This window comes from Vibrio sp. B1REV9, from assembly GCF_905175395.2.
Classification (GTDB): domain Bacteria; phylum Pseudomonadota; class Gammaproteobacteria; order Enterobacterales; family Vibrionaceae; genus Vibrio; species Vibrio alfacsensis.
On sequence record NZ_HG992746.1, the window covers coordinates 666,985 to 691,141 of the forward strand.

Annotated in this window: 18 protein-coding genes and 1 tRNA gene; 10 read left to right on the top strand and 9 right to left on the bottom strand. The window is 39.9% G+C overall.

Translation table 11 applies throughout. The features are described 5' to 3' along the window. Positions 1-83: 83 nt before the first annotated feature. From KHN78_RS17140 to rbsD, 3 genes are read right to left on the bottom strand one after another with little or no spacing between them, the layout of a single operon-like run. The gene (locus tag KHN78_RS17140; RefSeq protein ID WP_223917819.1) at positions 84-1,100 is read right to left on the bottom strand and encodes an aldose 1-epimerase family protein; all 1,017 of its coding nucleotides are present in this window, start codon (positions 1,098-1,100) and stop codon (positions 84-86) included. A 51-nt stretch (positions 1,101-1,151) separates the two neighbouring features. Next, complete coding sequence (gene fucP / locus KHN78_RS17145; RefSeq protein WP_211917529.1) at positions 1,152-2,474, bottom strand: L-fucose:H+ symporter permease; 1,323 nt, start codon at positions 2,472-2,474, stop codon at positions 1,152-1,154. Between the two features lie 43 nt (positions 2,475-2,517). Continuing rightward, complete coding sequence (gene rbsD / locus KHN78_RS17150; protein WP_211917531.1) at positions 2,518-2,937, bottom strand: D-ribose pyranase; 420 nt, start codon at positions 2,935-2,937, stop codon at positions 2,518-2,520. A 513-nt stretch (positions 2,938-3,450) separates the two neighbouring features. Between rbsD and KHN78_RS17155 the strand changes: the two genes are divergently transcribed. After that, complete coding sequence (locus tag KHN78_RS17155; protein ID WP_211917533.1) at positions 3,451-5,790, top strand: EAL domain-containing protein; 2,340 nt, start codon at positions 3,451-3,453, stop codon at positions 5,788-5,790. 84 nt (positions 5,791-5,874) lie between these two features. Here KHN78_RS17155 and KHN78_RS17160 read toward each other — a convergent pair whose 3' ends face one another. Then, positions 5,875-6,633 (bottom strand): 5'-methylthioadenosine/adenosylhomocysteine nucleosidase, encoded by a 759-nt coding sequence (locus tag KHN78_RS17160; protein ID WP_211917535.1) that lies wholly within the window; start codon positions 6,631-6,633, stop codon positions 5,875-5,877. A 1,352-nt stretch (positions 6,634-7,985) separates the two neighbouring features. Between KHN78_RS17160 and KHN78_RS17165 the strand changes: the two genes are divergently transcribed. After that, positions 7,986-8,627 (top strand): murein L,D-transpeptidase catalytic domain family protein, encoded by a 642-nt coding sequence (locus tag KHN78_RS17165; RefSeq protein ID WP_211917537.1) that lies wholly within the window; start codon positions 7,986-7,988, stop codon positions 8,625-8,627. A 78-nt stretch (positions 8,628-8,705) separates the two neighbouring features. On the opposite strand, the gene KHN78_RS17170 is transcribed toward KHN78_RS17165, so the two are convergent. The 3 genes from KHN78_RS17170 to KHN78_RS17180 all read right to left on the bottom strand — a co-directional run bounded on the left by KHN78_RS17170 (position 8,706) and on the right by KHN78_RS17180 (position 10,602). After that, complete coding sequence (locus tag KHN78_RS17170; protein ID WP_211917539.1) at positions 8,706-9,386, bottom strand: DedA family protein; 681 nt, start codon at positions 9,384-9,386, stop codon at positions 8,706-8,708. Between the two features lie 50 nt (positions 9,387-9,436). Further along, positions 9,437-9,841, bottom strand: coding sequence for a hypothetical protein (locus KHN78_RS17175; RefSeq protein ID WP_211917541.1), 405 nt, complete (start codon positions 9,839-9,841; stop codon positions 9,437-9,439). Between the two features lie 242 nt (positions 9,842-10,083). After that, positions 10,084-10,602: a DUF4136 domain-containing protein gene (locus KHN78_RS17180; RefSeq protein WP_211917542.1), complete on the bottom strand. Its 519-nt coding sequence runs from the start codon at positions 10,600-10,602 to the stop codon at positions 10,084-10,086. 283 nt (positions 10,603-10,885) lie between these two features. Here KHN78_RS17180 and KHN78_RS17185 point away from each other — a divergent pair. Beyond that, positions 10,886-10,960 (top strand) — tRNA-Gly (locus KHN78_RS17185). A 215-nt stretch (positions 10,961-11,175) separates the two neighbouring features. Here KHN78_RS17185 and KHN78_RS17190 read toward each other — a convergent pair. Then, positions 11,176-11,403 (bottom strand): helix-turn-helix domain-containing protein, encoded by a 228-nt coding sequence (locus tag KHN78_RS17190; protein ID WP_211918880.1) that lies wholly within the window; start codon positions 11,401-11,403, stop codon positions 11,176-11,178. 355 nt (positions 11,404-11,758) lie between these two features. Continuing rightward, positions 11,759-13,399, bottom strand: coding sequence for a hypothetical protein (locus tag KHN78_RS17195; RefSeq protein WP_211917543.1), 1,641 nt, complete (start codon positions 13,397-13,399; stop codon positions 11,759-11,761). Between the two features lie 1,562 nt (positions 13,400-14,961). On the opposite strand from KHN78_RS17195, the gene KHN78_RS17200 reads away from it, so the two are divergent. The 7 genes from KHN78_RS17200 (at position 14,962) to KHN78_RS17230 (ending at position 24,135) form a co-directional block, all read left to right on the top strand. Then, positions 14,962-16,365 (top strand): undecaprenyl-phosphate glucose phosphotransferase, encoded by a 1,404-nt coding sequence (locus tag KHN78_RS17200; RefSeq protein ID WP_211917545.1) that lies wholly within the window; start codon positions 14,962-14,964, stop codon positions 16,363-16,365. Between the two features lie 10 nt (positions 16,366-16,375). Beyond that, on the top strand, positions 16,376-17,608 hold the full coding sequence (locus tag KHN78_RS17205) for an outer membrane beta-barrel protein (protein WP_211917548.1): 1,233 nt from the start codon (positions 16,376-16,378) through the stop codon (positions 17,606-17,608). A gap of 23 nt (positions 17,609-17,631) precedes the next feature. After that, on the top strand, positions 17,632-18,165 hold the full coding sequence (locus tag KHN78_RS17210) for a polysaccharide biosynthesis/export family protein (protein WP_211917550.1): 534 nt from the start codon (positions 17,632-17,634) through the stop codon (positions 18,163-18,165). A 31-nt stretch (positions 18,166-18,196) separates the two neighbouring features. After that, positions 18,197-20,419: a GumC family protein gene (locus KHN78_RS17215; RefSeq protein ID WP_223917820.1), complete on the top strand. Its 2,223-nt coding sequence runs from the start codon at positions 18,197-18,199 to the stop codon at positions 20,417-20,419. Positions 20,420-20,428: 9 nt separating this feature from the next. After that, positions 20,429-21,565 (top strand): non-hydrolyzing UDP-N-acetylglucosamine 2-epimerase, encoded by a 1,137-nt coding sequence (wecB, locus tag KHN78_RS17220; protein WP_211917552.1) that lies wholly within the window; start codon positions 20,429-20,431, stop codon positions 21,563-21,565. Between the two features lie 158 nt (positions 21,566-21,723). Then, positions 21,724-22,962, top strand: a complete 1,239-nt coding sequence (gene wecC / locus KHN78_RS17225) for a UDP-N-acetyl-D-mannosamine dehydrogenase (RefSeq protein WP_211917554.1) — start codon at positions 21,724-21,726, stop codon at positions 22,960-22,962. Between the two features lie 21 nt (positions 22,963-22,983). Then, positions 22,984-24,135, top strand: coding sequence for a VpsD family glycosyltransferase (locus KHN78_RS17230; protein ID WP_211917556.1), 1,152 nt, complete (start codon positions 22,984-22,986; stop codon positions 24,133-24,135). Positions 24,136-24,157: the final 22 nt, after the last annotated feature.

The window sequence follows — 24,157 nt, forward strand, 5'->3', positions numbered from 1 at the left end:
AGGCATCTATTTTTTGCTCTCTCATCACTAATTTATCTACAACAAGAGAGCAAATAAGCACTTAATCACTTAAGCACTTAGCTTTAACCTAAGGTCTCAATGCCAGTTCGAACAGAGAAACAACGCTCTTCCCCTGACTCTAAATAGATCAGAGTTTCATTACGCTTAGCGGCTAGGAATCCTTCAGGTCGGCATGTTGCGGGAATCGCATAAGCCGCTACCTGCTGATCACCGTTACACAAAATCCATCGAGTCGTACTGTTAAATTCACGGGTGCTAAATTCGGTGATGAGACGTTTATCTCCAATTTCCATTCTGAACTCTGCACGATCAGTGAAAGTCGAAATATCATCTAGAAAATAAACAATTTCAGGATCATGCATTTCCGGCTTATCTAATCCCGAAAAAGGCGGCGAATTTTTTAAACTCTCATTGTATGCAAGCCATTGCTCCGTCGGCTGGACATGCGCCGGAATACTTTCACGCAATGTAAATGCTTCATTCGGCAAGTTTTGAGTCATGATCGCATTCTCAAAATACGCCGCATTGATATGGCACATATACTGTAAAGGCATGTCAACAGACGCAAGGTTCTTAATTGCCATGTTGATGTCAAACACACTTGCGTCTTTCGCTAAATGTACAGATGGCGTAGCTAGGTAATGATCACCAAAGCCCATCACATATTCATACATACCTTTAATCACAATTTTATCTTCACAGACCTCTAACCAAGCACTGTCCATCGATGCACAAGGCATTTCCCCATGAAGAGAATGATCATCTTGAGGTGTTGGGCAGCCCATGCGAATCATGCCAGCATGGAAAGCAAAACAGCCGTAGGTTTCTACAATAGTTTTTGCTGGTTTTGGCTCAGAAAACATATTCTTCATACATAGGTCAGTATCAAGAAACTTAGCATCCCAAATCATTTGTCCCATAAAAGGCAACACCACCAAGTGCCCTTTGGTATTTTTAATCTCAACCGCTTCTACGCCTGAGTTATATTTGAATGTATTCACCTCAAAGCTTTCAGACTTCAGGATAAGCATTCTTTCTTTTGCAAATTGTTCTTTGTATAGAGGAATCGTAAACATCATCAATCTCTCACTAGAAATGGCTGCCCTGTATCGAGCAGCCATCTATTAAAATTAAGCTTCAGCAACCTTGTAGCTAAATGCTTGCTTGTATTTTTTCTCACTCATGAAGTAGAAGAATACAATCGCGAAACAAAGTGCACTTACTAAGAAAGAAGCTTGCATGCCTACTGAATCCGCTAGTAAACCTTGGATAACTGGAATCGCAGCGCCACCAATGATAGACATCACGACAAAACCACCCGCAGTTTCTGTGTAACGAGTATCAACAGATTGAAGCGTTGATGCGAAGATTGTTGCCCAACAAGGCGCGAACAATGCAGACGTACCTACAGCGACCCATACCGCACTGAAGTTAGGAACAAATGTCACATAAATCAAACATAAGAAACCTATCGCTGAGTAACCCATCAATACATTTTCTTGAGACGTTTTAGTAAACAGGTAGTTCGCCAACAATTTACCTAGGAAGTACATAATAAATGCATACAACAAGTAGTTCGCAGCGTCATGCTCAACCATAGTTGAATCCATTTCTAACGCTAGGCGAATCGTAAATGACCACACGGCTACTTGCATACCTACGTAAGCAAATTGGGTCACTATACCTTTGAAGAAACGGGCATTGCCAGCTAGGTAAGATAGCGTTTCACCAAAAGAAGGCTGTTCTTCTTTCTTGTCGGCAACCGCTTTACAATTTGGATACTCTGTAATCGCGATAAGCGTTGCAACCGTCGCAATAATACCCACTAGCCATTTGTATGGTTCTAGTGTTTGTTGCAGTACTTGTTCTTTAAACATGGCAAGTTCCGCACCTGTCAGCGTAGACATCATATGTTCCACGTCTACACCCTCTTGGAAGATCAAATGCTTACCAAGCAGCAAACCAATAATGTAACCCATCGCGTTGATTGTATGAGAGACGTTGAGGCGCAATGTCGCACGTTCAGGCTCACCAATCATCGCAGAGTAAGTATTACAAGAGGTCTCAAGGAATGATAAACCAATCGCAATACAGAAAATCGCGGCTAAGAACATGGTGTAGGTGCCCGCATGTGATGCAGGGAAGAACATCAAACAACCGAAGATGTACAAAGCAAGACCAAGTAAAATCGCCAGCTTGTAAGAAGTTTTCTTCACAACCATAGATGCAGGAATCGCGACTAGAAAGTACGCTCCGTAGAATGCTGATTGAACTAATGCCGAAGCGAAGTTTGAAAGATCAAAGATCGATTTAAATTGAGTGATCAGAACGTCATTTAATGCCGCGGCTGCTGACCAAAGCGCAAACACTGAAGAAAGCAGTAAAAACTGGAACAACGGAGTTTTGTTTAAGTATCCATCCGCATGCTGAACTGTTGTATTTTTTATAAACATAATTACCTTCCATTTCAGGAAAACTTGGAATCGACAACGTTACTTAGAACGTGACACCCGCTTGAAAAATAACATTGGCGTATGGTGTGCACTCCCCTGTCCTTACAACCGCACGGCTTTGCTCTGTGCGAGATTTAAATGCTTCGTGTGACATATAAACAACATCAATTGTCTTGCCACTTTGTTCGCTGTCTCTTTGCAACTCAGCAATAAGGGCATCATGATGAGCAGGGCTAACCTGAACAAACTCTTCTGCAATGATTGCGCGCTCTACTTGCGATTCAGACAAAATCACGCGAACAGTTTCGATGAAGCTAGGAACCCCATGCGTCAGTGCTAAGTCAATGCGCTGCACATGTTCAGGGATCGGCAAACCTGCATCACAAATCGTGATCTCATCGGTATGGCCTAGCGTCGAAACCAAGTAAGAAATTTCGGAATTTAATAGGGTACTTTTTTTCATTTCATCGACCTTTCGGTTACACGTTTAAACAACTGTGAGCGTCAGTTTTTAATACTTTATTTATTGACATAAAACTCATCGAAACGTTTCGATGGCAATGATAGAGCGGCCATAAAATTTGACTAGTCGCGTATTCACAAGGTGTGAGAATGATCGGGAAATTAAAGATGTTGTTCTAACAAAAGTCTACGCTCATCACACTGCATTCATCGAAACGTTTCGACAAGATTAATGTAGACAATCAAAATAGCGGCATTCGTAACACGTTGAAGAGACGAACCAAAATGACACAACCGACTTATAATATAAAACTCATCAATTTATCGACGAATGTTTGCAACAATTCACACTAAAACTATTTACACCATCACAAATACTATAAGGGGTTCTGAAATTCGGATATAGCACGCTTACAATTGGCAACAAACCATGATTATCATTCTCACTCGTTCAGTACCGCAAGGTAAGCAACGTTTGTAGTTTGTAAAGACACAAACGGAATAAAATACCGCGATGAAATTAAGTCACAGAGTGGTGTTGCTCGTTGCGCCGATCATTCTATTGAGTGCTGTCGTATCAAGTTACATCATTTACAGCATCCAAAAAGTCACCCTCGTTAAACGTGAAGATAGCTATATCCAACTGCAAATGGAAAAACTCGCGGGGCAATTTCGTCAAGCCAACATTTTCCTGAATAGCTATGCGTACACATTAAGCAAGAGTGATGTCTTGCAGGATTACTTCGTAAATCATGACAATCGATATCGTGAGAGGCAACTATTTCAACGCCTCGATGAAACGGTAAATGTACTTAGTTATGGATATGGCGGCGACGCGAACATGGCCATTCTCGATGGATCGCAAAGTGTCATCTACTACACAGAAAACCAATACTATGAAGCGAACAACCGTGTTGACCCGAACATACTCGACTATGTCTCAGCCAGTTATGAGAAATATGGGGAGACAAACCACACTGGATTCATCTATAACTCTAGCGGCCAAAGCATTCTTCTCCAATATGAACTTTTTGATAAACGAACAGGTAACGCACCACTAAGTTTTGACCCTCAAAATGTCTTTTTTGTGGTGGTTTCTGTTTCACTAGAAGCCTTTAATCAGATTAAACATCAAATCGAGTTTGATACACACAGTGTCATTACGTTCTCAAGCAAAGCTATTGTGCTTGATGTCCCACTTGCCCAAACCATCGAACTATTACCTCATTTTTATGCCGTATTATCACCGGCAGAATATCTGATGTGGAACAAAGTCGATCGCGTATGGCTAGAACTTGCATTCTCGTTTGGTATTGCAGCTTTCATTACTATCACAATCATTGTTTCTATCATTTACCGTTATGTACTACGTCCGGTTTCTCGACTGGATAAGCAACTTAAGGAAATGGAGTCTAATCAAAGAGAGAAAATTGATGTTTTAAATACTAATGACGAAATTGGTCGCCTTTCCGCCCGATTCTTCGATATGTATGAAGAGCTAAACGTCGTCTATCGTGAGACAAAACACCTTGCCGAAACCGACCATTTAACTCAGCTAGCCAATCGACATTATTTTCACCAATTAGCGATGAAGACACTAGCGTCACCGGGGAAACAACTTTGGGTAATTTATGTCGACCTAGATAACTTCAAATACGTCAACGATAAGTATGGCCATGAAGTGGGCGACAAGTTATTAAAAGAGTTTTCATCACATTTGTCTAGGCTATGTAACAAGCATTCTAAGCTTGGGAAGGGCACTTGTTTTGGTTCTCGTCTTTCTGGCGATGAGTTCGCAATATTGCTTTCAACAAATGAAAAAAAAGGAAACATCTCGAGCCTATTTGCAACTGAGTTATTAAAACCAATGCAAAGCTCAGAGAATGAGTTTTCACTCTCCTACCCCATCACCGCAAGTATTGGCATTGCGCAATATCCACAAGATGGTCAGGAAATCACTCGTCTGCTTTCCAACGCCGATGCCGCGATGTATCAAGCCAAACGCGCAGGGAAAAATCAATTCGCTTACTACTCGGCGTCATTAAATATTGAAGCGAAACGAAGAAGCCAAATAGAGCAGGCATTAAGAAAATCGAACGTTGAGGATGAGTTCTACCTTGTCTATCAACCTTATATGGACAGAGATCAAGAACATATTGAAGGGTTGGAAGTACTACTTAGATGGGAAGCTAATGGTATTGGTCTTGTTTCTCCCCAAGAATTTATCCCTATCGCAGAACAGACAGGGATGTTCGAAAAAATTGACCGCTGGGTTTTCGCTAATGCCACTGCTGAATATCATCAACTCAAGGAGATATTCAACAAAGAGATCATCTTATCCATTAACTTATCTTCCGCCGAATTAAATTCGTTAGATATGGCAGATTTCATTCACAAGCATACGCTTAAAAATGGTATTCCAACAAATAGTATAGAGCTGGAAATCACCGAGACATATGCCTCTGACCACCAAGGAACCGCCTTGCTCGACAAACTTTCAGAGCTTGGTTATCGGCTCGCGATCGACGATTTTGGCTCTGGATACACATCGCTGACTCAACTGGTTCAATACCCAGTGCAGAAAATTAAATTTGACCGTCAGTTTTTATTAACTCTTATGCAAACTAACAATGGTCACGTGATAAAGCCCATCATTGAGCTTTGTCATGCCCAAAACAAAACGGTGACTGCGGAGGGAATTGAACATCATGTGATGTACGATTGGTTGTCTACCTACCATTGTGACTTTATGCAAGGTTATCTGTTTGGCAAACCGATGACAAAAGATCAGTTAATCACTTGGTGGAGAAATGGGAAAATGCATCAGCCAATTGAATCCCCGACTCACTCCTGAACGATTCTAACGTCAGAACCTGAGTCGGAGAGCATCATTAAGCAGATGCGAACAACACATGGATGTATCGAACAATGACACTATCTATTGCATTCGCTTTAACATGTTAAGTGTAATATTGGCTGAATTGTCTGCGGTTGCTTTCTTCAAATCTGAATAAACCATCTCAGCCGAACCATCAGCTTTATCAGAAATAGTACGAATTACAACGTAAGGCACCTTAAAAGCATCAGCAACTTGACCTAGCGCCGCCCCTTCCATTTCTACCGCCATCGCGTTGTATTCTTGGTAAATACCCGTCACCTTTACTTTGCTCGCAATGAACTGATCACCAGATGCGATAATGCCTCGATAAACACTCTCTTTACCAAGCGTGTCAACGGCCGCATCGAAAGCGTATTTTTGCAGTGCTTTATCTGCGTAGAAGTAACGTTCCTGATAGTCAGGCAAAAGACCTTTTGGCATATTAAATGCGGTTAGATCGACATCATGCTGGACAAGACGAGTTGAAACCACGACATCCAATGGGTCCAATTTAGGATCACTGGCACCTGCAATACCCGTAAAAATAAGCTGCTCTACACCAAACGACTCAATTAACAAGGTCGTCGTCATCGCTGCATTAACCTTACCAACGCCAGACTTCGTCACAACGACCGATTTTCCCTCTAACTCGCCAGTATAGAAACGATGACTACCAATTGTTTTAACTTGTTGATTTTGAATTTTTGGTAATAACGCTTCAACTTCTACATCCATCGCACCAACAATACCGATAGTAGAACCTGCAACAGACGGAAGCGAGTAAGCGGTAAGCAAGAGAGCAAGAGATTTCTTTAACATGAGGATCCTGATATGTAATACGCGACACCAATTTGTGACGCCACGCAGATTATACTACATACCAAACCAAGGCAAACGTTTGCCTTGCGTATGTGGAACTGTTTGCTTAAAGAAACATCACATTCCGATAGTTATTTAGTCAATGCTATGTTTCTGATGAGATTTAAGACGTTCAATTTTAGAAACTACGGGCATAAAATAACCGCAGGCTTCTTTATTTGGTTCGGTTGGCTGGCTCCAAGCAGAGCACATGTCCGCGCTTCCTCGTTGACGAGTAAATTGACGGCATTGTCCACAACAATGGCTCATATCTCTTCCTTAAGTTCCACCGAAAACATCAAATACCTTTCCGTGCTTCATCTACCGGCGCTTTCGCATACATTTTCTTACACAACTACTTAATTAGTAAGAACATCCTAAAAGTACCACAACACCGCTAATGACAATGTTATTTAAGATCAAACTTCCCTGAAGTTTAATTTTTGAGCCTTGTAGTATAATTACCCATCATTCGTTACTTATCAAATATAATAAAAGTTATTATGGTTAATACATATTAAAGACAAATTACAAGATAAGAACAAATTTAATTATTAATAAAAATACAATTTATCATTCAAAAATTTAATTATCACTAGAATAGTGATGATAGATATCTTTATTCAACGGATTAACACACTCTATAAAGGTTCACAATAAACGATCCTAATGGTTTGTTTAAATACATAGCGTTCAATGCCGATTTAAGAACAGAAATAGCCAGAAAACGCCCATCCCCCCCTCACTAGCAAACTGCTTATGGAACTCAGCAAAGATCACCACTGATGATGACAGACTCACATCGTTACAAACCGTATATACCCGAGCGCTTTTCCTAATTACGCGGCAAACCTTGTTGAACGTTAAACAATGCAACAGAAGACATAACAAGCAGCGTGCTTCCTTGGTAATATTTTGTTACGACCTACTTCACAGTATCCATTTTTTACATGTTCTTTTATTACATATAGAAAACATTGAATTAAAAAGACATTTTAGAGACACACTTAATAGAACAGTGTTTTTATGACTAACTAGTAAAGTAAATACACGTAAACATAGTTTTATTAATAACTCAAATAGGCTAATATTCATACTGAATGATTTAAAGTCATCAATTAGTATCTCAATGTATTTATATTTCAATCATTTAGGTGATTAAGTTTTGCTTCTTACTTTTATCATTTAAAAAGTAGGCGATAAGACTCATATTAAGAAACATAGAGAATAGAATGAGTTTGATGTGCATGCTGTATTACTGAGTGCATGAAGCAATCAACCAGCTTGCAATATTTAGAGTTATATTAGTAAAAATGAAAAAGCTATTTTTATTGTTGATATGGACATCCCTATCATTTTCTCCTCTCGCTTTTGCGCACCATTCAGGGAAAAATTCGGGTAACAAAGTCAACCAACAACTTATTGAAAAAACATATAAAGAAGCCAATTTAGAGGGCGTTCTGGATTACCAACTGTTTAGTGATGCATACCAAGCATACAATCAAACTGAAAATCGGAAAAAGCCCGTATTGACGATCATCGATTACAGCAAACCTTCGACAGAAAAACGCTTTTATGTCGTCGATCTCGATAAGAAAAAGCTGATCTTTAATACTTATGTATCCCACGGTGTAAACAGCGGTAAAAAGACAGCGACGAAGTTTTCAAACATCATAAACTCTCGCAAAACCTCATTGGGTACGTTTCTAACGGATACTACCTATTATGGTTCGAATGGCTATTCACTGCGTCTTGACGGCTTGACCTCCGGCGTTAACGATAAAGCAAGAGAACGATATATTGTCGTCCACGGCGCAAATTACGCTAACCCATCTTTTATCAAGAAAAATGGTTACTTAGGTCGCAGTTGGGGATGCCCTGCACTACCGCAGAAATTGTCTCGTCAGATCATTGATACGATAAAAGGTGGTAGTGTCATTTACGCAAGTGCCTAACATCACCCCAATACAAACAAAAGAGGCGCAAAAAATGCGCCTCTTTTGTTGTAGAATGTGAAACCTACATAATCCTCATTACTGAGGCAGTTCCGGAGTCGTTTTCGACTTGTTCCAAGCCTTACGTACTTTAACTAAGATGAAGCTCGCTACCGCAATCGTCAATGTTATCACTGGCGCAGCCATCAAACCCATAGTTACGATTTTATTAATTTTTTCCGGCAGTAACGGCAGTAACAATCCGAATCCACATAATAGTAACGTCCAAAGGATGGCACTTAGCCAAGCGAAGTAGTGGAATTTTCCTACGCGGTTAACACGAAGTCCCATCATCAACGGAAGAAGAGAACGCACGACCGGAATGAAACGCGCACAAAATAGCGCAATCAATCCATGTTTACCTAATAGCACATCGACTTGATCCAACCGTTTTTTAGGTACAGCATTCACCCAACTTTGAACTTTCGGTAGACGGTTAAGCCACTTACCCTGTAAGTACGCTGCCCAGCTCCCCATTGCAGCACTGATGACAATCACTAACATAATAATAACGGGATCAAGTACCCCTACCGCCGCCAACGTGCCAGATAACACAACAACGCTGTCACATGGGAATGGTGCAGCTGGTATAAAACCACTTTCTAAAAAGATAAGTGCTGCAACTACAAAATAAATAAGACCAGCACTACCTGGCGCCATCAAGGCTGTAAAGTCTTGATGCCACAACGCAAGTAAGACTTGAATAATTGAATCAAACATGAAGAACTCCTAAACATCATTGCAAAGTACCGAAACAAGAGTGCTATAAGTTACTTGGCATGTATAAAGCGGTAGATAAGGTTCGATTCTTTTCCGCCAACCACTCTATAGCGAGATTGAGGGAAAGAGTCATATCGAAATGGCACACTGGCTTGCGTTCCAAACCATTTCACCATCTCAATCGATTTAACAACGCCATACGCCTCAAACGCTGTCGCTTTATCAAAATAATGGCCGTTGTTTTTATGATTCACTCGTAATGCATTGCGACTAAGCAGACTTGCTTTCATCTTACGTTTTGGCAATACAGGTTGCTCCTCGATTGAGGGCGCATTTACAAGGGATGGGGCGATACTGGCAGTGTGCAGAGAATTTGAAGATAGACGCGCCTGACTTAACTCAAAAGCCATTAGTGCAACCAATAGTACTAGCACACCAGCGAGATAAGAACGCACAACATTCACCTAAAACACAACGATGTGCTGTTGTAACTCCAAGTGCAGTATTTTGCAATTTAAATTCTCAATCGAGAATAAAAAAGTCTTTATTGAAAGCTGGTATACCCTCAAACGCCGGATATTTATCCAGATTTAAGGGTATATCTAGTTGATTGGTATTTCTGTCTATACCCAAGTGACCTCAAGATGCTTTGTTGAGTGAGACTAACTTGGTTAAGCGAAACTGTCTGGGTATATCACTATTTATTGCCGTATGGATAATTAGCGAACATTTTAGTCACTTCTTCCGAGATAAGTTCTTCACGTTTTTGCGTACTCATGGATTCAGTCAGCTTTTTCTTAGATATCCCTTTCCACACAACTTGATTTACTTTGGTGTCAACTAACTCAATAACCAACTTTCCGTATTTACGCTCACGGTATCGCTCTGGGCTAGATTTTGCGACCGCAAAGCTATTCCAACCATAACCAACACTAAACGTCGAACCTGTTGAAACAAGTTCGGTTTCTTTAATGATGTCATGATGAACATAGAGATCACCGCCACTCTTAACCCTTGATAAGCCATTTGCTTCGAGTTGATCAGCGATACCCTGTTCTATACGTCTTGCATCTAGACTTGTAGGCACGTCACTTTGGGGACCAAAATCAAACGTTTTATAGGCTGAGAAGTCTGCTTGTTGATCAACATCCGTTGTGACTGTCGTACAAGCAGCTACAATCATTACTAAGCTTGCTGCCAAAAAATTTTTCCACATACTATTATCCTTATTAGTTTCATCGTTTGATTCTACGTGCGACGAGCGATGTTAAAGCGAAAAAAATTAAATCATTTCAAGATTTAGTTTCGCCTATGAACGCTTCGTGTTCAACAAAACGACCAACGCAAACTAAAAAATCGGCCATTGAATAATAGAAAAATGTGATCAAAGACAAGCAATCCTCAACAATTCGCCAGAAACGAACACTAAATAACCGATTGATCAAAAAAGACTTTTCTTTTTCAATATATGTGGCATAGTGACGTTGTCCTATCGATGCGCGGGCATCGTATAATGGCTATTACCTCAGCCTTCCAAGCTGATGATGCGGGTTCGATTCCCGCTGCCCGCTCCAAATCTTCTCGCTATTTTTTCTTAAAGAACCTATAATTTTCAAATTGTTAGCGAATTTCATTTTAATTTTGAACATCAATTTCTCGTATCTTTTTGGTTTCATGACTCATTTGGGGACCATAGAGGGACCAAATAGAGACCATGCGTCCTCACTCAGAATTTTTTCTCGCCGCAACTAACTATTCAAAATCACTAGCTCAACACAACTAAAACTAATCAACTAACATCGCTTTCCTTGCTCCCATCATCAACAATCTCTAACAAATCTGAAATCTCACAGCCCAAATAGCGACACAACCTTTCTAGCGTATCAAAGTCAATTCGGTTATTTGTTTCATGATACAAGCGGGTAATCGTATTTCTGTTAATTCCAGATTCCCGAACAACATCTGAAATTTTTAAACGCCTCGCTCCCATCAGGGTCGATAAGTGACACTTAATCATTATTAATCTCAAAAATAATTTTCTCACTGAATAGCCACCGACTTGATAGACACTGTTTAACCTAAAAAGCCGTGTAATAATTTTGTTTACTGCTTTAATAATAGCAACCGTGTGGACTAACAAACTGCGCTCAGAACTATGGATGATTTGATCCGTATCTGCGTTCTAGTCTTACATTTCAGGGATTGTTTCGGCAAGAAACCGAATAAACAAGCATGCTCATGTTTGCGTATTTTAGAAATACTAAAATAAGTGATAACCCCAACACAATTGGTCGGGGCTATTTTATTTCTTGAAGCGCAATATCCTCCGTGCATCGCAATATGTTGCACCACAAGAACTTTCAGCGACAACTCTATTCAGCGCTTAATACTTTTACACCAATAGCGAAACCCTGCCCTACTTCCACACCATCTTGCATATTATTATTTGCACATACGAACAAATCATGGCTGAGGTTAATGGCGCAGTAATCAAACTCGTCAACTGCCGCTATTTCATCCACTTCGATGAGCAACCCATCGTCATTTAGTCCGACTTTAGTTGTCCACGCACCATCCCCCATTTCACCTGTATCACTGATATGATCACCTTTAACATTACCTTCTGTATCGAAAACAAGTTTATCTATGTGAAATGCAAATTTGTTGGCATCCAAATTTCCTTCTTGAGGCAACTCGACCGAATTAAGAAGCCAAGTACCAGCATAGTCACTTAGTTGAGGTTGAGGAGATTGTTTGAGTACGATGACAAAGCCCCATTCAGTAATATCATCATCAGCTAACAACAAAACGTCTTTCGTATTACCAAGATAGGCCCATTGTTTCGACACTTCATCAGGCCATCCATCATTGTTTTGGTCTTGTGCACTACCAACAACGACTCTATCTACAATGGTGATATTTCCATCTGCATTTACGGACACTTTTAGCTCATCACTTTCAGGATTCGCTACAGAAAATTCTGTGAGGGTAGCCAGTCCCTCAGAATTAACGACAAGTTTGTCTACGTATACCATTGGTAAATCCGGTTGGCCTGCTTGCCCTTTTTTAGGAAGCTCCATGCCAAAGCTATACCAAGCCCCGGTCAAATCGCTTTGCTGATATTCATCTGCGAGTTTAATCCTCAAGCCAAATTCACTTTCAGGATCGTCACCTTCATTGCCATCCAGTGACACATACGTAATTGCATTTTTTCCTGCACTCAGCATTGCTGCTGTAAGAGCCGCAACCTCGTTTTCAGTCTCTTTTACTAAAATTCCGCCTTCAGTGTTGATACTTAACCACACGGGGCTAGAATCGATAACATTCTCACTCTCGTGACTTATGTCGACTGTGTACCCTTCTCTATCCGTAATACTCAATGAATAGTCGTTATCCATGACATCAATAGGACTTTGGCTTGTTCGTACTGGCAGGGTCGCGGTAATCGAAAACCATTTTCCGATTAAGTCCGCATCTTGATATGGTTTGCCATCGATGAAATGATTTAAGGCTTGATCTGATGAAATAAGCTCTACTCCAAATTCTGCTAATGCAGAAGATGCATCCTCATTAAAGCTATCGGCCATGGGATCAAGATTAATAGAGGCTAACGAGTTCTTCATTTCTTCAGATATTGCAATACCATTTTCAGGATCACCATCACTGTCCAGAGATTGTAGAAGCATCAGAGTATTCAATACTGATGGTGTACTTGCATCGTTAGTTCCGTAAAGTGTCATTGGCGTAATTTCATTGCTACCCGCCACTGCCGGAAATACCGTTCCTCCAAGAGAAAAAACGATGGTCTCTCCTTCTAAATATTCGAATGTCCCATTTGCATCAGTGGTCCCCGAGCGTGTCTCTGTTTCAAAATCGAGCCCTTCAACTGGGCTATCGACAAACACCCCATACTTCACCTCTGGTGTGGTCGTACTATTTTCATCATCATTGCTATTGCAGCCACCGATAAGTGCTATAGATATTGCTATCGCGGTCAGAGTTAAAAGTCTCATATAAACCTCCTAGTCATATGAAGCACATACTAATTATAGATAGAACTGGTCTGACCTGGCATATGAGTCATGATTCATTGATCTTGGCCATAAATAAATTTAATTAATTCACAAAACCAATACCAATGAGAAGGCAAATGAATCAGCTATAATAGCCTAGCGATCACATGCAGAGGGGGTTACCTTGATGATAAAAATGAAGGTGAGTTTCGGAATAGCTATTAATCAGTTTGTCTAATGAATTGCGTGCGCCATACTCTGCATACGAATTTGAAAATGGTGAATTTTTCACTATTTTCAAATTCGTATTTTGGAGCCCAAATGTAGATTGCATGGTCTTATTTGGCTATCAACCCGAAGCAATGATATATCTTAAATAGTTGATAAATAATGAATAAACTGAAGTTCGCTCACTCTATCCCCGTTCAGCGGATCCTTCCAAGCTGATGATGCGGGTTCGATTCCCGCTGCCCGCTCCAACTCTCTAACTCTCTAACTCTCTAACTCTCTAACTCTCTAACTCTCTAACTCTCTAACTCTCTAACTCTCTAACTCTCTAACACATTTTCCGATAATTTGTTTTATAAACAAAAACCTAAATACCTTTCTTCTTATCTTGCTTAACCAAAATCAGCGTAAACATACACAGCTAAAACTATGTCATAACGCATCCGACCTCTCTTGTTCGCTAGTGTCTGAGTACATATCGACTTGAACAATCTGAGGTATAAGCTAAGGATCACGCAATTATCTCGAATCTTTAATACTTCTCAACCTCTGACATGACAGTTCTGTCATCGAGCTCTATGACTTCTCCCGCGCACAGAGTGTTCAAAAAACATACAAATTAACTTTCTAAAATCACTCTGCTATTGACGGGATAGTTGCTAACCTTTATTTGTGACAACAAAATATAACTATAATATTCTCATAAATTTGACACATATAGGCGAATAATTGGACATATATCTCGCTATTGACATATAAATACCAACCTAATATTAATTATTTTGGGGAGAAACTAGAGGTATAATTATTTTTACTTCAACCAAAAATCACATTTACCATACCGTAAATATTTAACAATTCACATAAAACAACAATTAAATTAAATCAACACATCAAGAAGAATAATATAGAGGTTATCAAAAATAAGACAAAGCGACCAAGAAATATACTTACATAAATAATTAACACTTGTTGAATAAAAACATAATTTATCCCGATTAATGTAATTGAGTGCAAAATATCTCAAATATAAGAATGAGTGATTTGCGTCGAGTATTTATTATGAAATAAAACAACTCAACGAAATTAGCTATTGAATATGGGCATTTTGAAAGTAGACTAAAAATCCAATTTTGCAATCAGACTTTGGTTTTAGGAAAAGAGTAATATCTCAATACCTAACCATAAGTTTATAGCACTTAAATATTAAAAAACTCAGCAACAAGGATGACTGGATAAACTCGATGGCAGTTTGGGGGCCGAAACTCAAGGGCGGTAGCGTAAAAAAAATGATCTAACCAACAGTCACTGGCATACTATCTCGGGCTTAAAATATGGACACCTCTCTTAAATTACATAGTAACTATGGTGCTTTACATGTTCTCTACAGGACAATAGACTCTCTCGTAATACTATTGACTCTTTATTTAGTATCTACCTTATACACACACACGTTTGACCAAAAAAGCCTTTTATCTGCCAGCTATGCGATTCTGTTTTACTTATTAATCGCTGAAAGCAATGAGCTTTATCGTTCTTGGCGTGTTTTCAGATTCAAAGACGAGGCCATTACCATTGGCAAAGCTTGGTTATTTACTTTTATGGCTCTTGTATTACTCGCCTTTTTTACCAAGACAAGCGAAAATTACTCTAGAGTGGTATCAACATCATGGTTACTTTTAACGCCAATCATGTTAATTACTTGGCGCTATTTTGCGAAGCAAACCCTAAAAACGCTGCGTGACTACGGATATAACCGCAAAGATGCCGTTATTGTTGGAGTCACAGAAAATGGTATTAAACTCGCAAATGAACTTAATAACCACCCAGAGTTAGGAGTTAAAGTGGTTGGTTTTTACGATGACCGTGAAAAAGACCGCTTAAATCTTGAAAATTTGCCGGTTCCCTTTAGAGGTAAAGTACCATCAGCACTAAAACTTGCTAAAAGAGGCACAATCCAACACATTTATATCTCCATGCCTATGAAAGCGAGCGAACGGATAAAACAATATCTAGATTCCTTTTCTGACACCACAGCGAATACCTATCTAATCCCAGATTTTTTTATTTACAACCTTATGCAGTCAAGGCTGAGCACAATAGGTAACATTCCGACTGTCAGTATTCATGACACCCCTTTTTATGGCACAAACAGTTGGATAAAAAGAATACAAGACATTTTGCTTTCTAGCTTAATTATTCTTTTGATTAGCCCAATCCTTATTGGTGTAGCGATCGGAGTTAAACTATCTTCACCTGGTCCGGTTATATTCAAGCAATACCGTTACGGACTAGATGGACGCCGAATCAAAGTTTGGAAATTCCGTTCTATGAGTGCGATGGATAACGGAAAAGTAGTCAAGCAGGCAACGAAAAATGATCCAAGAATAACGCCTTTTGGTGCATTTATACGTCGAACGTCTCTTGATGAGCTACCGCAGTTCTTTAACGTTCTTCAAGGTCGAATGTCTATCGTTGGTCCTCGTCCTCACGCGGTTGCACACAATGAAGAGTATCGCAGTCTCGTAGAGCGCTACATGCTGCGCCATAAAGTGAAACCAGGTATCACAGGACTCGCTCAAGTTAATGGCTACCGAGGTGAAACCGACACTTTAGATAAAATGCAAAAACGTGTTGAGTTTGATTTGAAGTACATACAGTCATGGTCAACCTGGCTAGACATAAAGATCATTTTCATGACGGTTTTCAAAGGCTTTACCGGAAAAACGGCGTACTGAAGGAGTAGTAGTGTCCCCTCTCAACAAGACGCTAATTACATTAGCGATAATTGGTACAAGCAGTGCCGTGATTGCGAGTGAAAGTCACGGATACATCACTGAGTCCGGGATAAAGATCACCCCACTCTTTGATATAAAACTTGAACGTAACGACAACGTTGGTCGCTATTCAAAAGCCGAGCAACCTATCACATCAAATGTGCTCGTTATTAAGCCTGGAATAGTTTTAGATTCAGATCGCAATGGCAATCAATACAAAGTCGCCTATCAGCTTATTTCAGGAACCTACAGTGACAGTGACGATGATGATTATTTAGATCATAGATTCACAACAAACAACTTCGTGAAAATCAACAGACGCTCTGGTATTAGATTTAACTATTCGTACTTAAACTTACACGAGGAACGAGGAACGGGCATTTTAGCTGGCGACACTCTCTCTACCATTGCTAAAGAGCCCGTTGAATACGATCTCCACAACGTTAACACAACTTACATTTATGGTGCAGAAGAAGCAAAGGGACGCCTTGAAACCACACTAAAGTACCAAAGCAAGACTTACAATAACTATCGAAATATCGCATCACCTGAATTTTCAACTTTAAGCACAAAGTACAAAGATTACCGAGACTTCGGCGGCGCTATCGCCTTTTATTATGATTTAAGACCAGCTACAGAATTGCTTTTCGACATTAACCTTACTGATCGTAGATACAAACTTGGTGACCCAAAAACCGGACAATCACAAGATAACGTAGACGCCTACTATTTGATCGGTTCTAAATGGAATGTCACAGGCAAAACAACCGGAATGTTACGTTTAGGCTTGCAAAACAAAGACTATGATTATTCGGGAAAAAAAGACTTCACCGGTTTTAGCTGGGATCTCAACTTCAACTGGAAACCTCTGAGCTATTCAGCCGTTTATGTGTCAGCCTCTCAGCGTGCCGAAGACCCACAGCAAGGAACAAACTACATTGATAAAACTCGCTTTGATATTGCGTGGCAGCATTATTGGATGACTCATTTCTATAGCAGGATTGGCTTAAACTTTATCAAAGAAGACTATTCCGAAAGCAAACGCACCGACGACTTACTGGAGAGCACACTTGTCTTTGGATATCAGCTAAGAGACTACGCAGAAATCCAAGCTGGCTGGCAGTACGAAGACAATAGCTCCTCATTTGAGTCAAATACTTACACACAAAACGTTTGGTACTTGTCGACCAATTTTATTTTTTAACCTAGTAAGAACTGGATTTCTCAATGGCTCAAATTTTCACTTTCGGTACATTTTTACTCTTGCTCTTAACCGTCCCTTTTAACGCCTTGGCTTTGGAAAATAATTACACCATCGGCGCAGGAGATAAAATTCAAATTGTTGTTTACGGTGAAGAAGACCTCTCAATCGATGAGCTCTATATCGATAACGGCGGTAAATTCGATTATCCATATTTAGGGCAATTGTCCGCGATTAACAAAACAACAGAACAACTCAAAACTGAAATTACTCGTGGACTTATCGGAGATTATCTCATCTCGCCAAAAGTGCGCGTCAGCATCGTTGGTTTTAGAAGCATTTATGTCAATGGTGAAGTAAAAAAACCGGGCGGATATGAGTATCAACCGGGACTAACGGTTGATAAAGCCATCGCTCTTGCCGGAGGTTTTACTGACCGAGCATCGAGAAGCAAAGTCTACATCGCGCAAGCAGGCAAAGACGAATTGAAAAACAAAGTAAAACTCTCATCGACTGTTTCCCCTGGAGACATCATCGTTATCGAGCAAAGCTTTTTCTAACCCCGTAGACCTCGCAATAACAACGGATTGAATGATGTTGGAAACCCCAAAGAAAAACACTATACAACAAGATCAGCTTATTGATTTTGGATACTATGTACACCTAATTAAAAAGCGTTGGTTATCTATTTCCCTATTCACGCTGCTATGTTCAACTATTGCCGTTTTAGTTGCACTATCCATTACGCCCACTTATAAAGCGACTGCCACACTGCTGATTGAATCCTCCCAGCAAAATGCAATTTCTATTGAAGAAGTTGTGGGAATCGATACTCGAGCAAAAGAATACTACCTCACACAATTTGAAATACTAAAATCCAACCAAGTAGCTCAACGAGTCATTGATAAATTACAACTCAGTGAAATAGCAGAGTTTAATCCAAGACTAATCGTCAAACAGCCTAACCCAATTGAGAAGCTAAAAAGTGAACTGCTTGCTCATCCGCTAGTCGCACCTTACTTCAATAATGATCAAGAACCCGAACGCGACCTTGCGTCTGAACAAAAGAAAATAAACCTAGGGGTGCTAAAAGCATTTAAGTCTCGTTTAACGATCTCTCCGATAAGAAAAACACAATTGGTACACATCTCTTTTGTGTCCGAAGATCCAAAACTCGCGGCAGAGATAGCAAATGCAGTTGGCTTAGCGTTTATCGAAAACAATTTGGAATCTAAATTGATTGCTACAGAGCAAGCGACTGGCTGGATAAACCAAAGACTTACCGAACTAAAACAAAAACTCGATGCATCGGAACAAGCGCTACTCAGTTTCTTACAACAGCAAGAACTTATCGATGATAGTGGGATCGTAGCTTTGACAAGCTCAGAACTATCAAACTTGACGAACCGCATCGCAGAGGCAACTGAAAAACGTATCGAAGCGCAAGCACTTTTCAACGCATTACAGAACAATAAAAACTTGACGTCTCTTGGCTCTAATTCATTGATATCCAATCATCCTCAAATTCGAGATATTCGCTTAGCCGAATCAAGGGCGGAAAAAGAAGTCAGTGAGCTATCCAAGCGTTATGGTCCTAAGCACGACAAAATGATCCAAGCTCATGCGCAATTGGAATCTATTCAAAACCGAGCAAATCGCTTGATACACAAGCTTATTAATGGTGTAGAAAAAGAACTGGTTAGTGCTAGAGAACAAGAACAGTTACTCCAAGCAGAACTTGTTAATAAAAAAGAAGAATTCCAAGCGCTTAGTGTTGTAAAAAGTGAATATGACTCACTCAAGCGTGAAGTCGATAGTAATGCCAAACTTTATGACCTATTTTTAACACGACAAAAAGAAACCTCTGCAACAGGTGATTTTAGCTCAGCTAACGCGCGTTTTAGTGACTATGCATTAATTCCAGAGAATCCAAATAAGCCAAATCGAAAACTCATTGTAGTGCTCGCATTCTTAGCTAGCCTTAGTTTTGCTATTGTGGCCGTTATTTGCTTAGACGCATTTAACAACACCCTTTCAACTGCTCGTGACTTTGAAAATAAACTTGGATTATTACCAACGGGCACGATCCCTATCATTACTGATAAACGTTATAAAAAGACCCCTATTGATTCAAATGTTTTTCGTGATAGCAAATTTTCTGGTTTTCAGGAGTGCGTCGACTCTATCCGTACCTCGTTATACTTAAGTTTACCAAGAGCTCAGCGTAAGTTACTTGCGATCTCTTCAGCAGTGCCGGGAGAAGGTAAAACAACAACCGTAATTAGCCTTGCCCAGTCTTTCGCGCGCCTAGAAAAAGTATTGATTATCGATTGTGATTTAAGACGTCCATCGATAGGTGAGCGTTTCGGTCTCTCGAATAGCCAACCTGGCTTAACCAATGCATTACTTATGAACACGCCACTCCAAGATTGCATTACTAACATGGGAGACTCAAACCTAGATGTCTTAAGTTCGGGAATGCTTGCGCCTAATCCACAAGAACTTTTAAGCAGTAAGGCATTTGAAAAACTCATTACTTACTTAGAAACTAAATACGACCGAATAATCTTGGATACTCCCCCTATCCTACCAGTAAAAGATGCATTCATTGTCGGAAAATTGACCAAAGGAATCTTATTGGTTGTTAAAGCAAATAGTACGACCAAATCTGTCTATAAGCACACCATGACTCTGTTTACGAAGCATGAAATCACGATTGATGGTGTTGTGCTCAATCAAGTATCTCCGCCTAAGAAAGGTGCGCACACTTACTCAGAATATTCGCAATACGCATATGGAAATCAAAAAGGTTAAGGACAATCAATGAACACTCCTATCAAAGTACTTTCCGTTTTTGGCACTCGTCCAGAAGCGATCAAAATGGCGCCTTTGGTTCACAAATTGACAAAAGCGGACGGTATTGAGGCTAAAGTCTGTGTCACTGCTCAACATAGAGAAATGCTTGATCAAGTTTTAAACTTGTTTGAAATTAATCCTGATTTCGACCTAAACATAATGAAACCAGGCCAATCTCTACATGATGTTACGACTCACATTATCAACGGATTGAAAGAAGTATTGGAAGCATTCCAACCGGATATCGTTCTTGTCCATGGAGATACTGCAACAACCCTATCTGCTAGTTTAGCCGCTTACTACCAACAAATCGCCGTGGGTCATGTAGAAGCGGGGCTGCGCACTGGAAATATCTATTCTCCATGGCCAGAAGAAGGCAACCGAAAACTAACAGGTTCAATTGCAACCCTTCACTTTGCGCCAACCGACACTTCTGCAAATAACTTAATAAGTGAGGGAGTCGCTGAAAGTCAGATTTCAATCACTGGTAACACGGTTATCGATGCGTTGTTTTTGGTTAAGAATAAGCTTGAACAGAATCGAGATCTCAAAGATACCCTAGCCGCTATTTTTCCTGAAATTGATGTAGAAAAAAAACTGATTCTCGTAACAGGCCATCGCCGAGAGAGCTTTGGCGGAGGTTTTGAAAGGATCTGTGAAGCGTTAGTCGACATCGCAAATAAATACCCTCAGGCACAAGTACTCTACCCTGTACACCTAAACCCAAATGTTCGTGAACCTGTCAACCGAATCCTAAAGAGCGTAAACAATGTGCAACTGATCGAACCGCAGGATTACTTGCCATTTGTTTACTTAATGAATCAAGCTCACATCATTTTAACTGACTCAGGGGGCATTCAAGAAGAAGCACCTTCACTAGGAAAACCTGTACTTGTTATGCGCGATACCACTGAACGCCCAGAAGCCGTAGAAGCTGGGACAGTAAAACTCGTCGGCACCGACAAAAACAACATTTTTAATGCTGTAGAACGTTTACTAAACGATCAAGATGAATACGAAAAAATGAGTCATGCCCATAACCCTTATGGAGACGGAAATGCCTGTGAACGAATCATTGAGAAAATCAAACAGCACTTTGCTTGATCTGACTCTTTTTTCAAAATTATTACCGTTCTAAAAAATAAGCACACCCAAGCTATCGAATATTACCCTATTAACGACTGGAGTTTCTAAACTCCAAACGCAGAATCAAATTCAAAAAATATAGGTGTCTTCAGCACCATCATAGTTAAGGAACAACCATGTCATTTAAGAAAGTTTCCGTTATTGGTTTAGGTTACATCGGATTACCTACCGCCGCCGTCGTTGCGTCTCGTGGTATCGAGGTTGTGGGTGTCGATGTAAACCAACAAGCCGTCGATACCATCAACCAAGGCAACATCCATATTGTAGAACCAGATCTAGATATTGTCGTTCGTGGTGTGGTCAGCACAGGCAACTTACGAGCGACAACGATCCCAGAACCCGCAGAAGCGTTTATGATTGCCGTTCCAACACCATTCAAAGAGGGCAATGCACCCGACCTTACTTATATCGAAGCGGCCGCCAATGCTATTGCTCCCGTTCTTGAGAAAGGCAACCTGATCATTCTGGAATCCACATCGCCTGTTGGCGCAACAGAAAAACTATCAGCATGGCTTAAACAAGCTCGACCAGACCTCACCTTTCCACAAGACGTTGGGGATAACGCAGACATAAAAGTAGCACACTGCCCAGAACGAGTACTACCTGGCTATGTATTGCAAGAGCTTGTCGCAAATGACCGAGTAATTGGCGGAATGTCAAAAGCCTGTAGTGAAAAAGCGGTTGAGTTGTACAGCACATTTGTCCGCGGAGAATGCATTATCACAAACGCCCGTACAGCAGAAATGGCAAAACTAACAGAGAACTCATTTCGTGATGTGAACATCGCGTTTGCCAATGAGCTATCCGTTATCAGTGACAAACTAAAAATCAACGTATGGGAACTAATTAAACTGGCAAACCGCCACCCAAGGGTAAATATTCTTAACCCGGGCCCAGGCGTAGGCGGCCACTGTATTGCCGTTGACCCTTGGTTTATCGTCGACAGTTGCCCAGACGAAGCAAAAATTATACGCCAAGCACGATTAACGAATGACGCAAAACCGCACTATGTGATTGATCAAATCGAAAAAGCCGCTGACGAATTCAAACGTCCTATCATTGCTTGTCTCGGTTTAGCATTTAAAGCGGATATCGATGATTTACGAGAAAGCCCTGCCCTACAAATTGTGGAAGAACTAGCCGCTAAAAACATAGGCCAGGTTTTTGCGGTAGAGCCTAACGTTCACTCTTTACCAGAGAAGTTAGTCCATGCAGGCGTAGAGCAAATGACATTAGAAACCGCTCTGGAACGAGCCAATATTGTAGTCGTATTGGTTGACCACAAACAATTCAAAGCGACAGATAAGACACAGTTCGCGACTAAGGTTGTTATTGATACGCGTGGAATTATTTGATTGTAGATAGGTTATTGCAAAATGAAAAAAAAGGTATTACTCGTTGTACCATTGACTACATTAGATTGGGGAAAACTAAACGGTGGAGGTGTCGACTCCGTTTGTCAATCCTTAGTACAAGAGTTACAGTGCTCTACATCATCTGAGTTTCATTATAGGGTACTGGCTTTCGACCCCAATAATACGATTAACAACAATGGAGAATTAGTTTGGTCAAATGCCGACATTGATATTGTTAGATATAACGTAGTAAAAAATAATCGCAAAAAATTACCAAACATTATTTGGCAGACAAGTGTAATTAGACGAGAAGCTAAAATCTACGAACCAGACTTGATACATGCACACGTTTCTTCTTGGGCGTTATTAAGGAAAAAAAATACGCCCATAATACTTACCCTACATTCATTCAAAAAAATTGGAAGAAGAAGTCGTTCGTTTATGAATAATATTCTCCATGAGTATATTGTTCCTTATTTACTTAAATTTACGGTTGATAAGTATACATGCGTTAGCCAGATGTTTGCAAACAATATATCCCAATATATACCATCAGATATCAACACTATATACAACCCGATTGACAAACGATATTTTATAGAACCAAGATATAGAGAAAAATCCATTATAAGACTAGTAACTTGTGGGCTTATAATAGAAAAAAAAGGAATTCACGATGCTATATTTAGTGTGAAAAAATTATTAAAGTCTGGAAATCTTGCAAACCTTACTATCATTGGACCTCAAGTAGATAGCCAATATTTACTAAAGCTAAAAAAATTAATCCGAAATTTAGAAATTGAAGACAACATCTACTTCGCAGGAAATAAATCTACAGAAGAAATAATTTCCATTTATAAAAACAGTAATGTAGGACTATTTCTTTCTTCAGAGGAAACTTTCGGTTTGGTACCAATTGAAATGTCAGCTTCTGGACTTCCGGTTGTCACTACAAATGTGGGAGTAATTAGCGAAATGAATCAAAGTGATAAGCTGGATAGTATGTTCTATGTATGTGATGGTAAAGATCAAAATAATATAAGTGAAAAAATAATAGATGCGTTTAACTCAACTCGATTACCAGACAATGCCAATATAAAGGCCAAATTCTCATCGGAATCAATTGTTCGAAATTATGAAAATTGTTATAAAAAACTCTTAAACGTTAATTAACCTTACGGTTATATATGCTAAA

Excerpts from the sequence above, each read along its gene's own strand:
- KHN78_RS17140 (WP_223917819.1), bottom strand. The coding sequence starts at position 1,100 with ATGATGTTTACGATTCCTCTATACAAAGAACAATTTGCAAAAGAAAGA.
- fucP (WP_211917529.1), bottom strand. The coding sequence starts at position 2,474 with ATGTTTATAAAAAATACAACAGTTCAGCATGCGGATGGATACTTAAAC.
- rbsD (WP_211917531.1), bottom strand. The coding sequence starts at position 2,937 with ATGAAAAAAAGTACCCTATTAAATTCCGAAATTTCTTACTTGGTTTCG.
- KHN78_RS17155 (WP_211917533.1), top strand. The coding sequence starts at position 3,451 with ATGAAATTAAGTCACAGAGTGGTGTTGCTCGTTGCGCCGATCATTCTA.
- KHN78_RS17160 (WP_211917535.1), bottom strand. The coding sequence starts at position 6,633 with ATGTTAAAGAAATCTCTTGCTCTCTTGCTTACCGCTTACTCGCTTCCG.
- KHN78_RS17165 (WP_211917537.1), top strand. The coding sequence starts at position 7,986 with ATGAAAAAGCTATTTTTATTGTTGATATGGACATCCCTATCATTTTCT.
- KHN78_RS17170 (WP_211917539.1), bottom strand. The coding sequence starts at position 9,386 with ATGTTTGATTCAATTATTCAAGTCTTACTTGCGTTGTGGCATCAAGAC.
- KHN78_RS17180 (WP_211917542.1), bottom strand. The coding sequence starts at position 10,602 with ATGTGGAAAAATTTTTTGGCAGCAAGCTTAGTAATGATTGTAGCTGCT.
- KHN78_RS17190 (WP_211918880.1), bottom strand. The coding sequence starts at position 11,403 with ATGATTAAGTGTCACTTATCGACCCTGATGGGAGCGAGGCGTTTAAAA.
- KHN78_RS17195 (WP_211917543.1), bottom strand. The coding sequence starts at position 13,399 with ATGAGACTTTTAACTCTGACCGCGATAGCAATATCTATAGCACTTATC.
- KHN78_RS17200 (WP_211917545.1), top strand. The coding sequence starts at position 14,962 with ATGGACACCTCTCTTAAATTACATAGTAACTATGGTGCTTTACATGTT.
- KHN78_RS17210 (WP_211917550.1), top strand. The coding sequence starts at position 17,632 with ATGGCTCAAATTTTCACTTTCGGTACATTTTTACTCTTGCTCTTAACC.
- KHN78_RS17215 (WP_223917820.1), top strand. The coding sequence starts at position 18,197 with ATGATGTTGGAAACCCCAAAGAAAAACACTATACAACAAGATCAGCTT.
- wecB (WP_211917552.1), top strand. The coding sequence starts at position 20,429 with ATGAACACTCCTATCAAAGTACTTTCCGTTTTTGGCACTCGTCCAGAA.
- wecC (WP_211917554.1), top strand. The coding sequence starts at position 21,724 with ATGTCATTTAAGAAAGTTTCCGTTATTGGTTTAGGTTACATCGGATTA.
- KHN78_RS17230 (WP_211917556.1), top strand. The coding sequence starts at position 22,984 with ATGAAAAAAAAGGTATTACTCGTTGTACCATTGACTACATTAGATTGG.